General features: G+C 36.1%; 10 protein-coding genes. 4 read left to right on the top strand and 6 right to left on the bottom strand.

From position 1 onward, the window contains the following. Nucleotides 1–612 precede the first annotated feature (612 nt). The 3 genes from B3P23_RS02060 to B3P23_RS02050 all read left to right on the top strand — a co-directional run bounded on the left by B3P23_RS02060 (nt 613) and on the right by B3P23_RS02050 (nt 5,301). On the top strand, nt 613–1,905 hold the full coding sequence (locus B3P23_RS02060; protein ID WP_293924122.1) for a hypothetical protein: 1,293 nt from the start codon (nt 613–615) through the stop codon (nt 1,903–1,905). A gap of 119 nt (nt 1,906–2,024) precedes the next feature. Then, nucleotides 2,025–2,561, top strand: a complete 537-nt coding sequence (locus tag B3P23_RS02055) for a dihydrofolate reductase family protein (RefSeq protein WP_045754701.1) — start codon at nt 2,025–2,027, stop codon at nt 2,559–2,561. 328 nt (nt 2,562–2,889) lie between these two features. After that, nucleotides 2,890–5,301, top strand: a complete 2,412-nt coding sequence (locus tag B3P23_RS02050) for a TonB-dependent receptor (protein WP_293924120.1) — start codon at nt 2,890–2,892, stop codon at nt 5,299–5,301. 155 nt (nt 5,302–5,456) lie between these two features. On the opposite strand, the gene B3P23_RS02045 is transcribed toward B3P23_RS02050, so the two are convergent. The 6 genes from B3P23_RS02045 to B3P23_RS02020 form a co-directional block, all read right to left on the bottom strand. Then, a complete protein-coding gene (locus B3P23_RS02045; RefSeq protein ID WP_293924118.1) occupies nt 5,457–5,717 on the bottom strand; it encodes a hypothetical protein in 261 nt (86 codons plus the stop codon). A 188-nt stretch (nt 5,718–5,905) separates the two neighbouring features. After that, nucleotides 5,906–6,745, bottom strand: a complete 840-nt coding sequence (locus tag B3P23_RS02040; RefSeq protein WP_293924117.1) for a glycine betaine ABC transporter substrate-binding protein — start codon at nt 6,743–6,745, stop codon at nt 5,906–5,908. Nucleotide 6,746: 1 nt separating this feature from the next. After that, nucleotides 6,747–7,574 carry an ABC transporter permease gene (locus B3P23_RS02035; protein ID WP_248755735.1) on the bottom strand — a complete coding sequence of 276 codons (828 nt, stop codon included), beginning with the start codon at nt 7,572–7,574 and terminating at the stop codon, nt 6,747–6,749. Nucleotides 7,575–7,576: 2 nt separating this feature from the next. Further along, the gene (locus B3P23_RS02030) at nt 7,577–8,818 is read right to left on the bottom strand and encodes a quaternary amine ABC transporter ATP-binding protein (protein ID WP_248755734.1); all 1,242 of its coding nucleotides are present in this window, start codon (nt 8,816–8,818) and stop codon (nt 7,577–7,579) included. A 602-nt stretch (nt 8,819–9,420) separates the two neighbouring features. Further along, nucleotides 9,421–10,560, bottom strand: a complete 1,140-nt coding sequence (locus B3P23_RS02025; RefSeq protein ID WP_045754697.1) for a sensor histidine kinase — start codon at nt 10,558–10,560, stop codon at nt 9,421–9,423. Nucleotides 10,561–10,976: 416 nt separating this feature from the next. Then, nucleotides 10,977–12,281, bottom strand: a complete 1,305-nt coding sequence (locus tag B3P23_RS02020) for an ammonium transporter (RefSeq protein ID WP_045755626.1) — start codon at nt 12,279–12,281, stop codon at nt 10,977–10,979. Between the two features lie 328 nt (nt 12,282–12,609). Between B3P23_RS02020 and B3P23_RS02015 the strand changes: the two genes are divergently transcribed. Further along, nucleotides 12,610–13,665 (top strand): outer membrane beta-barrel protein, encoded by a 1,056-nt coding sequence (locus B3P23_RS02015; protein WP_293924113.1) that lies wholly within the window; start codon nt 12,610–12,612, stop codon nt 13,663–13,665. Nucleotides 13,666–13,997: the final 332 nt, after the last annotated feature.

The following is a 13,997-nucleotide window of genomic DNA, read 5'->3' as shown; positions in this document are numbered from 1 at the left end:
TAACTTTTTGGGGGCACTGCATACTGGCAGCCTTTTAAATCTATCCTATAATCTATATCATGAAAAAAGTATTTTTCTGGACAGCTATTGCAATTTGTGTATATATACTAATCAGTATTTTAAATATCCTATTTGTCGGCAATACTCCGATGAGCAGTTTTGATTATGGTTTTTTGGCAGGCAAAATTCTGTTATTGACCATCCTCATTTTTATTATCATAACAATACGCAAAAGAAATTAAGTCCTATATCAGCCTACCTCTATTTCAGTTTTAACACGCTATACCTGACTTGTACCTATCAAAAATAAATTTTTAAATTTAAAATTCTTCTGCACTCCGCGTACTTCACTTTAATAATCCTATTATCTAATTACTTCAAAATCAAACGGTGCAACATCAAGATATCTATTAAGTAATAAACATAGTATATCTTCAGATAAGTATCATTACATCCCCAGCACCCGAAAAAAAAGAAATAGGCTATAAATGTGGCTTGATAAATACGAAGAACTGAAGTGCTTCTATTTTTTTACATTTTTATTATCTTAGATAAAAATTAAATGAGTGAATATTTAACGCCCTTTTTATCTTTTTTATAGTAAAAATGCACATGAATAAACAAACTCTTATACTCGTACTTAATCTGCTTCCTTTTATAGCACTTTGTCAAAAAATGATTGCACCTGGCAGTCCTGATATTAATACGTCTTATCTTAAACCTCAAAAATCTTTATACACGGTATACTATGTAAAGGATACTAGCTGGACAAAGAAAGGAACGATGACTTATGACATCTCTTACGAAAACAATCAATTGATATTCCATTACAAATACACAGACAAAAGTAATGAGTGGTCTAATATCCGAACGTCTGTTGCAGATGCTAAGACCCTAAGATCGATCAGTTACCAATCTGAAAGCAGCGGAAGTAAATTCAACCTCGATTTTGGAGAAACCATAAGAGGGAATTATTATTCAAAAAAAAACAAAAAGGATAAAATATTGAATTTAAAATCACCAGGTTCATTTATTGATTTCAACCTAGCTGATAATATGATGACCACCTTACCTCTCACTGTAGGCTATAAAGGAACTTTTTCGCAGTTTTATTACGATGACAACTCGGATACTTTAACTTCCAACTACATCATCAAAGAGGTTAAAAGTTATGCTTATCGTTCACCTAAAACCGGAAACCATGATACGTGGTTAGCCTCCGTATTGGAAGAAAGCACAGGAGCGATCTACAACTATGTGATTGACAAAAAAGATCACCGTTTATGGCAACGGGAAATGTCCTTGGGCAATGGCATGTGGGAAATCTGTACCAATGAAGAACTAGACTACCAACCGATAAAAAGTCAGTTCAATAAAGAACAGGCGGTACAGCAGATTACAACAGGTAGTAGTGTCATTACAGGAACAGCCTATGCAAAAGATAACACGGGCAAGAAACTGGGCGGACTGGTCAATACGGCCAAAAAACAGTTTGCTCCAAAGGGTACAGAAATCACACTTTTCCCAAATTCTGCATACTACGAAGAGTGGACCGCCGTTAATAAAAAGATAAAAAAACAAGGGAAAATACCTGAGGTACCATTAGATTCAAATTTTGGAGCAGGAATTAAGAAAGCGAAGGTTTATGATGATGAGGGACATTTTGAATTTGCGGATCTTCTCCCTGGGACATATGTGATCATGGCCAGTTTTGATTTTACCAACTCGTATAACTATTCGTATGTAACTGGATATACTAATTATTATAATTACTGGGGATATACCGGATCTAATACTAACTATGCCTCTGCTAGACAGCATTACAGGGATCAGGCTCATATAGAAAAACGAGTGACCATAGACAAAAATGGAGAAAAAAAAGAGGTCAACTTAAAAGATAACTAAGTCCATGATCAAATATAGAAGTTCGTGATTCAACCTACTATGCTAGATCAAAGTAGTGAAACCTGACTTCCATTGTATGTAAATGAAAGAAGTATAATTTTAAAATAAAGAAACAGCATATGGCAGACAGAAAAGTAATCCTATATATTGCCATGAGTTTAGATGGCTATATCGCTAAACCAAATGATGACCTGGGTTTTTTATCCCTAGTAGAACAGGAAGGTGAAGACTACGGTTATGCAACGTTTATAGCATCTGTAGATACGGTAGTGATGGGGAGAAAAACATATGATTGGATCATGAGGCACGTTCCGGAATTTCACCATGCAGATAAGCGATCTTACATCATAACGAGAACTCCAAAACCAGCTATTGGCAACACCAGTTTCTACACAGCGGATCTAAAGGACCTCATATTAAAATTGAAAAGTGAAGCCGGAAAAAAAATTTTTATTGATGGTGGAGCTGAAATCGTCAATGCGCTTTTAAGGGACAATTTAATTGATGAATTTGTGATTTCGATTATTCCGATCTTAGTTGGAAATGGAACCAAACTCTTTCAGGACGGGAGACCGGAGCAAAACCTAAAACTTGTCTCAACCAAACAGTTCAAAACAGGATTAACGCAACTGCATTACAAAAGCATTGGAGTGTAATTGAGTTACTTGCGATATTCTGATTAGATCGTTCATTAAAAAGTAGAGTCAATTTATCTTCCATAGATCATATTGACTCTATTTTCATAGACGACAACAAAATATGAGTATCTTAAATAAAATGATTTTCAACGTATCATCACACTCATTATCTCCATATTAAGCTTTTCGCGCATCTCATACAGCACGATTGTAATCAACCAAAAACTTTATAAACTATCTTTTTTCAATAAAAATAAAGGATAATAAAATTACGCTTTGAAAAGTGTAACATGAATAATATATTTGCACTGTTTATAATTAATCTAAATAAAAAATGATAAACACTATGAATAATATTATCATCTACCTCATGCTGCTGCTTCCATGCGCTCTCCAAGCGCAGGCGCAACAAAAAACAGAAATATATGGGAAGATATTCTCCGCGGATGGAAAGCCAGTTGAAGGCATCACGGTCAAACTACTTCCTCAGGACATCAGCGTTTCTACTAGAGCCAACGGTTCTTATCTCATAAAATCAGTAAAACCCGGTCCTGCACAAATCTATATCTCAGCCATTGGCATTCAATCTCAGACCCGAGAGATCCAGATAGAAGAAAAAAGAAATACCATTGCTGACATCTATCTTACCGAGAACCAATCCACACTAGAAGAAATAGTGATCAATGGCACTAACAAGAATAAGTATACGCGCAAACAAAGCTTATACGTATCTAAAATGCCTCTTCGCAATATGGAAAACTCGCAATCTTATGCTGTTGTTACCAAAGAATTGCTAAAAAGTCAAGTAAATACAAATTATGACGATGCATTGGCCAATGTTTCGGGTATTGACAAATTATGGGCAGCGACCGGTCGCCCCGGAGATGGAGTCTCCTACTACACCTTACGTGGATTTACGACACAGGCAGCGATGGTCAATGGAGTGGTCAGCATTGCCAGCACGAATCCTGATCCCGCTAATTTAGAAACAATCGAGGTGATTAAAGGTCCTTCAGGTTCTTTGTATGGTGGTGCTGCAGTTGGCTTTGGTGGATTGATCAATAACATCACTAAAAAACCGTTGGATACTATAGGTGGACGTGTCAATTATATCTTTGGTAGCTATGCACAACATCGCGTGACAGCAGATGTTTACGGCCCTTTGACAGCAAACAAAAAACTTCTCGGCCGTATCAATACAGCATATTCGCACACTGGGACATTCCAGGACGCAGGATTTAATAAATCATTTTTTGTTGCACCTTCTTTACTTTACAGACCAAATGACAAATTAGACATTCAACTGGATGCGGAAATTTATCAGAGCAAAGCGACTAATCCTATGATGGTATTCCTCAATCGTTCCCGTCAATTGTTTGCAAGAACGCCTGATGAATTACAATTTAACTTTAACAAGTCTTACACCAACAATGATGTAACGTTTAAAAACCCAAGTACCAACTTGCGTGGAAATGTGACCTACCGTATCCATGAGAAGTGGACATCCAACACAACTGTCAATTATAACAGACGTAAATCTGATGGTTACTTTCAATACATTATGTACTTGCAAAATACCAACGACACCTTGATTAACCGATATGCAGCTCTTCAAAATTATGTAGCAACTAACTTCAATGCACAACAAAATTTTACAGGTGATTTTCATATCGGTGGTATGCGCAATAGATTACTTGTGGGCCTAGATTTTCTTTCTCAAAAAACAGAAACGCACAACTCTCCTTATGTACAGACGGATCAGATCAATACTTCATACGACGATCCGGATTACTACAAATTTAACGCTGCTTTTATTGACGCCGCAATTGCTGCTTCCAATGGTTCAAAAACCAACAATCGCGGCCGCACCGAAGTATTTGGTGCATATGTTTCCAATGTATTGGACATAACTTCACAATTGCATTTAAACCTTGCTTTACGCATGGATTATTTCAATAACAAAGGAACTTATAACATCGATAAGGATACGACTACCGGAGCATTTAACCAAACAGCCTTTTCGCCACGCGCCGGTCTCGTTTATGAAGCGATCAAAGATCAGGTTTCCTTCTTCGCAAACTATCAAAATGGTTTTAAAAACGTATCACCTGTGGTACAACCACACCCTAGTATATCTGGTGATTTCAAACCTCAACAGGCTTCGCAGTGGGAAGCTGGTGTAAAATTCAATCTACTTGAGGATAAAATCGGTCTTACTGCCAGTTACTACGACATCAGTGTCGACCACATGATCCGTCCTGAAACAGTAGAAATCGACGGACAAAAATACAACATCAGTGTACAGGATGGAACACGCCTAAGTCGCGGTATTGATTTTGATTTCACTGCAGCTCCTATTCAAGGCCTTAATATCATCCTAAGCTATAGTTTTAATGATAGTAAAACAAAAAAAGCTGCTGCTACTGTGAATAACCTTCGTCCTACTGAAGCTGGCCCAAAACATCTATCGAATATCTGGGCAAATTATACTTTACAACAAGGAACGTTAAAAGGTATAGGTATTGGTTTTGGAATTAATCACGCTAGTGAAAATATCATTACCAACAGTATCCCTACAGGAACTTTTGTACTGCCGTCTTATACATTACTGAACGCCAGCCTGTCTTATGGTTACAAACATATGGAGTTTGCTGTTAAAGCAAATAATCTGACCAACCAAACTTACTTTAAAGGTTGGACAACGGTCAATCCGCAAATGCCAAGAAATATCTTAGGTAGTATCGCCTACCGTTTTTAGTATTAAAACATAGAGGCTGCCAAAGTGCAGCCTATATGTTTTAATACTATCCAATAAAAAAATACGAATACAAAATAAGCATTTTTATGCATTAATAATGAAAATCCAATCTTCATACAAAAAGATCTTTATGCGAAAACACCATAAAAGTATCCTTATGCCGTATCAGCTTTCCTATTTTCAACTATAAATCGATCCAAGAAATCAATTTTAATGTCATGAATTTGTAGAAGACTTATTAATCGATCCATACAACATCCTTCGGTTTCTATACGAAAGATAGAATCTTCGTCATCCAGATCCAAGGTTGCAGATTGTACTTCCGGCATATTAACCTTTAAGATCTGCATTAAAAAGTTTTTCTTTTCGTTTGTTTTTACTGAGCTTTTAAAAATTAATACCTGCTTGACCATCATTATTCTTAATTTAAGATATAACCATACCGCATTATTAATCATCATACATTAACGATGCTGCTAAACAAATCTAGTCTTTAAGGTAGGAAGAAATTTTAATATTATACGAAAGTACTTGCTTTTTATATGAAATTCAAAAATCCAAAGATTAAACAAAATTCAGTCCATTAAAATCATCAAGATCTTTACTATCGCAACCAACTATTGACCAAAGATCGATGGTCTGCAACCCATTGTTTTGCGGTAGATTCTTTATCTTTACTTTCTTCCATTTTCATCAATAAATTGGCCATAGTGCCCATATCAAAATGAACCTGAGAAAAGAAACGTGTCAACTCGGGCTGCTCAGCAGGAAATTCCTTGCGCGTAAAAATCTTGATCTGCTCTGCGGTTCCTAAAGATGCTCTCGGATCTTCTAGAAATTTCAACTTCATCTTGCCAAACATCCAGTGTGGCTGCCATGCCGCGACGACAATCCAGCGTTTTTCTTTAATCGCATTCTGCAATTCAGTGATCATCGCTACGGTGGATGAATTGACCTGTCGATAGTTTAAATCATAGTCTTTTATGGTACGATCTACCGCAGCCGTGATACCAGCTCCTTTTTCAATACCCATGATCTGATGATTAAATTGACCTTCGTGTGTTCTTAACTCTTCTATCGAATTGATAGGCACATAATCGGGTACAACCAGACCATTTCTGGCATGCGCATAACTCGTACCGATATCAACAAGATTGGGAAATTTTGCAATTTTAGAACCATGAGTCAAAGGAAGCCAAACATCCATATAAAGATCTGTATCGCCATTGTTCATGGATGCTAATATCATATCGGGTGTAGCGCGCTGGATCACCAGTTGATAATCCATTTCTTCTAGAACCGCCTTTGCTACATAGGTCATGGCAACACCTTCTGCCCAGCCATCCACCATACCTACATTGATATATTTTTTGTTGCCATCTGGCTGACAAGCGCTTAGCAATAAGATAATGCCCCAGATTAACGCTAATTTTATGTTCTTCATATTATTTTTTATTCTGTACAAAACCCTGTGTTATCCTATCTAAGATAATGGCTAAGATGACGACAGACAAACCACTTTCAAATCCAAGTCCTATATCCAGATTATTGATTCCTTCAAGTACTTTTTCTCCTAAACCTCCTGCTGCGATCATTCCGGCAATCACGACCATGGATAGGGACAATAATATAGTCTGGTTTATACCTGCTAAAATAGTTTTCATCGCTAAAGGCAGTTCCACCTTAAACAAGATTTGTCGATTGGTAGCTCCAAAAGCACGTGCTGCTTCAACAATATCCTTTGGCACAGCATCGATACCCAGAGTCGTCAAACGAACAGCTGGCGGCATAGCGAAAATAATAGTCGCAAATGCTCCAGGAACTTTACCAATACTAAAAAATAACACTGCCGGTATCAGATAAACAAAAGCAGGCATCGTCTGCATCAAGTCTAACATGGGGCGGATAATCTTCGCAGCTAGTTTATTTTTTGCAGCCCAAATACCCAAGGGAACAGAAAGTATCAAAGCTGTAGCCGTTGCAACCAAAACCAATGATAAAGTCTCCATCGTCTCCTTCCAAAACCCCATCATGTAAATCAGCGTCAGTCCTAATAAAGTTGTGATCGCAACTCCTTTGCCGGATTTCCACCATGCCAAACCTGTAAAAAGTGCAATCACCACAAAAAATGGTATCGCTAAAAATATCCACTCTAATCCGATAATGGATGAATTACCCGTATGTTTTATAAAATCGAATAAAGGCTTAAAATTTTCTGTAAGCCAATTAATTGCAACTTCAATATATTGACCTATATCTATTATTTTACTCATTGTTATTGATTATTTGCTTTTTCTTTTAATTCGTTAATTTCCTCTTCGTTAAACTTTGTTGCTTCGATAATGAGCGACGTTTGTGTCACTATGCCCAACAATCTATTCTGATCATTGACCACCGCTATTGGAGATCGTGTCTCAGAAATCAATGGCAACATCTCTTCCACCGTCACATCTTTTGATACAGACGGCACATTCATATGAATAATAGACTCTACAGTTGGATCTTTACGCTTGGCAGCTTGAATAACCTCATTAATATTGACAAAGCCTAAGAAAGTATCATGAATATCCACAACAGGTAATATTTCCAATCCAGTTGTTCTCATCTTACGGAGCGCTCCTTCAGGGCCATCTTTTTTAAATCTGACCAATGTCGGCTTCTCAGTCATCAATGAACCCGCAGTGATAATAGATTTTCGATCGACTTTATCCACAAAAGCTTTCACATAATCACTCGCAGGGTTGGTTAAAATATCTTCTGCCGTACCAATCTGCTCAATTATACCATCTTTCATAATCACGATACGGTCACCAAGCTTGATGGCTTCATCCAAATCATGCGTAATGAATACAATAGTTTTTTGCAAAGTATCCTGAAGGTCCAATAGCTGATCCTGCATCTCGGTTTTGATCAAAGGATCTAGTGCTGAAAATGCTTCATCCATTAACAAGACTTCCGGATCATTTGCCAAAGCACGAGCCAAGCCTACTCGTTGTTGCATCCCACCCGACAGCTGGATTGGAAACTGCTGTTCAAAACCATTCAGACCGACGATGTCAAGCGCTTTTTGAGCTTTCGCTTCACGAGACATTTTGTCCTCGCCTCTAATTTCTAAACCAAAAGCAGCGTTGGTCAAAACGGTATGATGAGGCAATAATCCAAATTTCTGAAAGACCATACTCATTTCAGTTCTCCGCACTTCTAAAAGCTCTTTGTTATTCTTACTGGTGATATCATCATTATTGATAAAAACTTTACCCATAGTAGGCTCGTTCAATCGGTTCAGGCATCTTAGTAAAGTCGATTTACCACTTCCAGAAAGTCCCATAATGACAAAAAACTCTCCTTCATAGATCTCAAAATTAGCTTCATTAATACCGATCGTACAACCGGTTTTTTCTAGAATCTCTTTTTTTGTACAACCTTCACCCAGTAATTTTAGAGCCAACTTCTTTTGTTTACCGAACACAATTGTCAAGTCTTCAACTTTTATCTTAACTTTTCTGTTTTTATCCATTTTTATTTTTTTTGATATGAAACAAATTGTCACGTCACATTGGGCATATTTTAAATAGCAAATACATTCATGTTATTTTTAATAACACAAACATATCCCTAAAGTTGAGTTCGATCGTAGACCTACTTCTTGTTCAATCAACTTGATAATAAATACATTTTACTCTTAGTTCGATGAAGAGCAATCATGAAAAAGAAATGAATCTTTTAAAAGACGAGATATAAAAAAATAATACCTCTTTTATACTTAACAAGTATATGGCGAACAACTCAGACAGAGCTCCAAAAAGGAGACTGTCTTAACGGAAAAAAACATGGCCTCCGTGTCATATGACGGCACAAAGGTACGAAAAATAAAATAAATGACATTTTATGCCATTAAAACACTGGCTTACAGAGCACCCAATATAGCACTAATAATCACCAATTTAAAAAATCAAAACGGTATCAAAACAGTTTTACACCCCGTTTTTTAAACACTATTCCTAAGCTCATCCAAATCAATTCAGCTCTCCATATTTTAATATAGAAATTCCTGTTTGGGTTCAATATTTGAATTGATCTGACCGACGGCAACATCCTGTAACCCGTGCAACCATATACCTATGTATGTTCACTATCATAGGTTACCAATTGGATACTCACGCGAAAAGTATGTTGATCTCTGGTCACCTCTGGAACTTGTTCTCCCAGCAACTGAAAACGGCTTGTAATATTATTAAGCCCTATACCAGTCGATGTAATTTCCGAATGATCAAGAGGTGATAACGTATTTTCGATAACAACCTTGCCGACTTCGGCATTAGAAATATGAATCATTAAAGGACGTCGCTTATTGGTAGAATTGTGTTTAATTGCATTTTCAATGAGCAATTGTAAAGTCAATGAGGGAATATACATATGACGACTATGATCTTGGATATCAATCGTAAAATTGACACCACTACCAACGCGATGTTCTATTAGAAATATATAGGCATTTAAAAATCTAATTTCCTCATCTAGCGTTATCATATTTTTTTTACTATTCACTAATAAAAACCGATACACTTTAGCAAAATTTTCAGAATATTCGAATCCAAGCTGTTGATCTTCCAATATCAATTCGGAAAGTACGCTGAGATTATTAAATATAAAATGAGGATCCAATTGCATCTTCAATGCATTAAGCTCAGCTTCTACAGATGCTTGTTTTAATTCAGCAGCTTTTATTTTATGGGCAGACATTTCCGTAGCTGTTTCAATCCAATTGTTGATCAGATAACTCATGGTATTGATGGAAATAATCATAAAAGAAATCACTAAACTCACGACGATCCATTGCAAAATATCTTTTATTTCCTCCATAGAAGGAACTGATTCTATTTGAGCAGACTGAGGATCTATGATCGCATAGCAAATCATATTCATCAAAATAAGCGTCAGTACAGCGATGAAATTAAGGGTGATTTCAAGGAAAAGCCTTTTCGATTTATTTTGTGTCCAAGGAACGCGCATGTTCAACTTTCGATGGATAAAAATACTTACTTCAGAAATCAGAAAACAAAATAAAAAAGAAACCGCCCATTCTGCTACAATCTCAGAGATGCTTCTTTTAAAATAATCTTGCCAATAGGCAGAATACGGATCGAGGATGTAAGAAACTAAATAATGCAAAACAAATGCAAATACGACCAAAAACATCCGTTTAAAACGGGTAGGCACTAGTCGTCTATTTTTATCAGAATAATTGATTTCTTCCATTTTCCGCAAAGTCTAGATCACACACCATCACATAATAGGGTAATCTTTGAACAAAGTTATCTGAAATTTTCTATTCAAATCGTTTCACCTACCTGAAATTTTATAATTAACAATAACAACAGACATGCTCAAGCGAAAAAGGAAGCAGAAGAAATGTCTCAATGGCGCTTACTGTTGGTTTCTCACAGGGATGTAGATAAAAAAAATAAACTTGGTAAGTTCACCTCCTATAAAAAATATTGGAGCAAGATTAGACCATTAATCAAAGCTATAGAAAAGAAAGATTAATGATGGTCTGTGAGGACTGAAAATTAAAAAAAGGATGATATTAAATTAATAACTGACCTAAAAACAAGTAAGGTGCAGCAAATACTGCACCTTTACAAGAGTTAATATTGGTTCAAATAATGTTAGTGTTACAATTCCTCATCATGTTGAGTAATATCCAATCCAAGTTCTTCTTCCACTTCATGTACACGAAGCGGCGTGATTAGATCTGTTATTTTAATCAAAAGAAGAGATCCGAAAAATGCAAATACAGACACAGCAATAAGCGCCACTACATGCGCGATAAACAAACCCGTTTCACCGAAATATAAGCCATTTGTCGTCACGACACTGTTGACACTGCTATTAGCAAAAACACCTGTAAGGATCATACCAACCATACCACCGACTCCATGACAAGGAAATACATCTAAGGTATCGTCAATACTTGTTTTGCTACGTAAGAACACAACTAAATTACTGACTAAAGCAGCTACAAGTCCAATAACAATGGAATGTGAAATGGTAACAAAACCCGCTGCAGGTGTAATGGCCACCAATCCAACAACAGCTCCAATACAAGCGCCCATAGCAGATGGTTTTTTGCCACGAATGATATCTACAAATATCCAAGCAATAGCCGCTACAGCTGATGCGGTTGTTGTTGTAGCAAAAGCATATGCTGCAAGACTATTTGCACCACCAGCAGAACCAGCATTAAATCCAAACCAGCCAAACCACAGCAAAGCTGTTCCTAAAATCACATAACTAATACGAGCTGGAGAGTGTGTTGGCTTTTTACGCCCCTTAAGATATATAGCTGATGCTAACGCTGCCCATCCAGCAGACATGTGCACAACAGTACCACCCGCAAAATCTAAAACACCAAATTTAGCTAGTATACCTTCTGGATGCCAAGTAGCATGTGCCAAGGGCATATAAATAAAAATACTGAACAAAATAATGAATACCATAAACGAGTTAAAGCGAACACGTTCGGCAAAAGCCCCTGTAATAAGTGCGGGCGTAATAATGGCAAATTTCAGTTGAAACATCGCAAATAATACGAGCGGGATCGTAGGCAGAGCTGACCAAGACACATTACCCAACATGCCTTTCATCATATAAAAAGTTCGAGGATCTCCAATAATACCCCCAATATCCTCTCCAAAAGCTAAACTAAAGCCGAAGATGACCCACAGCACAGAAATAATACACATACAGATGAAACTTTGCATCATCGTGGAGATTACATTCTTCTTACTGACCATCCCACCATAAAAGAATGCTAAACCTGGAGTCATAATCAATACCAAAGCAGACGATGCTAGCAACCAGGCGGTATCACCTGTGTCAATTTCCACACCTGCTACATTAGTGACTTCTAATGAAGGTGTAAGTAAGCCGACAATTGCTAAACATACCAAAATAATAAGAGGAATGAATTTTTTCATAATATTCAAAGATTTAAGTTTAATAATTTCATAAATAATACTATTTTTTGTTACAAAATAACCAAAAACAAATGTAATTGATTTTATTTTATTCAAATATAACTTCAAATAATTAAAAAATCAATAAAATATAAAAAAAATCATATATTTACATTAGGATCCTAAACATAATCAACCTAAAAACACAAAAACAACTAGAATAAATGCTAAAAACTATAAATTTTAATTAAAAAAAATCTACATGCAGCACAAATACATATAACAACTAGAGGTTTTAGTGATTTTAAATGAGTAAAAATTAAAAACAAACATTTAAAAACATTAAAAAATGAAAAAAATCATCTCAGCAACATTATTTTTAGTCATATTTTTTGGAAAAATATACGCGCAAAGTAAAAAATACGACTTATTAGACTTGGAAATATCAGGGTCGGTAGATACATATTGGAAATATGATTTTCAAAAACAACCGAATATCAATACCTATTTTACAGAAGACAACAATTCTGTATCCATTGGAATGGTCGACCTTGCTCTTAAAAAAACGACTGGAAAAGCATCATTCGTAGGTGAACTATCCTTTGGACCAAGAGGCCAGTATCGATCTATATTGAATGGAGATGGTCAAGATGGAGATGACAAAAACAGTTTTCATATTCAAAATCTTTATATATCGTACGCACTTACGGAAAAACTTAGTCTGACAGCTGGATTTATGGGTACGTTTGTGGGCTACGAGGTTATTTGCCCTTCATTCAATTTTCATTATTCTACTTCTTATCTTTTTGGCGCCGGACCTTTTCAAGATGCCGGAATAAAAGCGCAATACGCTTTTTCTGACAAAGTGGGGCTGATGGTTGGAATCTTTAATGACTGGAATGTATACCAAGATCTAAATGGCGTATCGCACATTGGATCGCAATTATCAGTAACACCAAATGAAAAATCAAGTTTTTATCTAAACTTTCTTACGGGTTCTTCACAAGGTGGCGCAGCTAATTATAGCTCGGGAACCTTGATTGATTTCGTAGGAAACTATTCATTCTCCCCTATGTTTTCATTAGGAGCAAATGCGACAAATTACAATAGAAAAGGTGAAGGTGGATATGCGGGAGTAGCACTATATCCAAAGGTGAATATCAATGAAAATATTGGCATAGGTATTCGTGGAGAATACTTCAAAACAAAGGAAATGCCCGCAACCGAAACAAGCAGTAATAAAATTATCGCAACCACTCTAACAGCAAACTTCAAACATCATGGATTTACATTTATCCCCGAAATTAGATTGGACAACAGCGATTCACAAATGTTTGTCAAGCAAGACCTTTCTCCAACAAAAAATGCTGGACAGTTTTCACTTGCACTTGTATATGCATTCTAAAAAATAACATAACCAGACTGTCAACCATACAAAAATCCTTATTTAAAATATAATAGGTTATGTTTTTCGGAATAGTCAGGAGGCTTATGTGAACAATTAAGCATTCCGAACAGGACATATTATTTTGACAATGAAGTAAGATTTTAAATAAAAAAGGGATTGTTCATTTTATTTGTTCAATCCCTTTTTTGTTAATAATTCACAAAAACAATACGATTACTTTTCATAAAACAAACGCTTAGTATTTCAATAAAAACCAAAACACCATAATCATCAAAGTCCAATTTTTAAATTTCACACCATAGATTTACAAATTGTTTTTTTACAAAAAC

Source organism: Sphingobacterium sp. UBA6320 (genome assembly GCF_002440335.1).
Taxonomy (GTDB): domain Bacteria; phylum Bacteroidota; class Bacteroidia; order Sphingobacteriales; family Sphingobacteriaceae; genus Sphingobacterium.
Note: the sequence above shows the minus strand (reverse complement) of the source record. Positions and strands in the feature narration are given on the sequence as shown.

What these genes read in the sequence shown, in the direction of transcription:
- B3P23_RS02060 (WP_293924122.1), top strand. Translation starts at nt 613, where the DNA reads ATGAATAAACAAACTCTTATACTCGTACTTAATCTGCTTCCTTTTATA.
- B3P23_RS02055 (WP_045754701.1), top strand. Translation starts at nt 2,025, where the DNA reads ATGGCAGACAGAAAAGTAATCCTATATATTGCCATGAGTTTAGATGGC.
- B3P23_RS02050 (WP_293924120.1), top strand. Translation starts at nt 2,890, where the DNA reads ATGAATAATATTATCATCTACCTCATGCTGCTGCTTCCATGCGCTCTC.
- B3P23_RS02045 (WP_293924118.1), bottom strand. Translation starts at nt 5,717, where the DNA reads ATGATGGTCAAGCAGGTATTAATTTTTAAAAGCTCAGTAAAAACAAAC.
- B3P23_RS02040 (WP_293924117.1), bottom strand. Translation starts at nt 6,745, where the DNA reads ATGAAGAACATAAAATTAGCGTTAATCTGGGGCATTATCTTATTGCTA.
- B3P23_RS02035 (WP_248755735.1), bottom strand. Translation starts at nt 7,574, where the DNA reads ATGAGTAAAATAATAGATATAGGTCAATATATTGAAGTTGCAATTAAT.
- B3P23_RS02030 (WP_248755734.1), bottom strand. Translation starts at nt 8,818, where the DNA reads ATGGATAAAAACAGAAAAGTTAAGATAAAAGTTGAAGACTTGACAATT.
- B3P23_RS02025 (WP_045754697.1), bottom strand. Translation starts at nt 10,560, where the DNA reads ATGGAAGAAATCAATTATTCTGATAAAAATAGACGACTAGTGCCTACC.
- B3P23_RS02020 (WP_045755626.1), bottom strand. Translation starts at nt 12,281, where the DNA reads ATGAAAAAATTCATTCCTCTTATTATTTTGGTATGTTTAGCAATTGTC.
- B3P23_RS02015 (WP_293924113.1), top strand. Translation starts at nt 12,610, where the DNA reads ATGAAAAAAATCATCTCAGCAACATTATTTTTAGTCATATTTTTTGGA.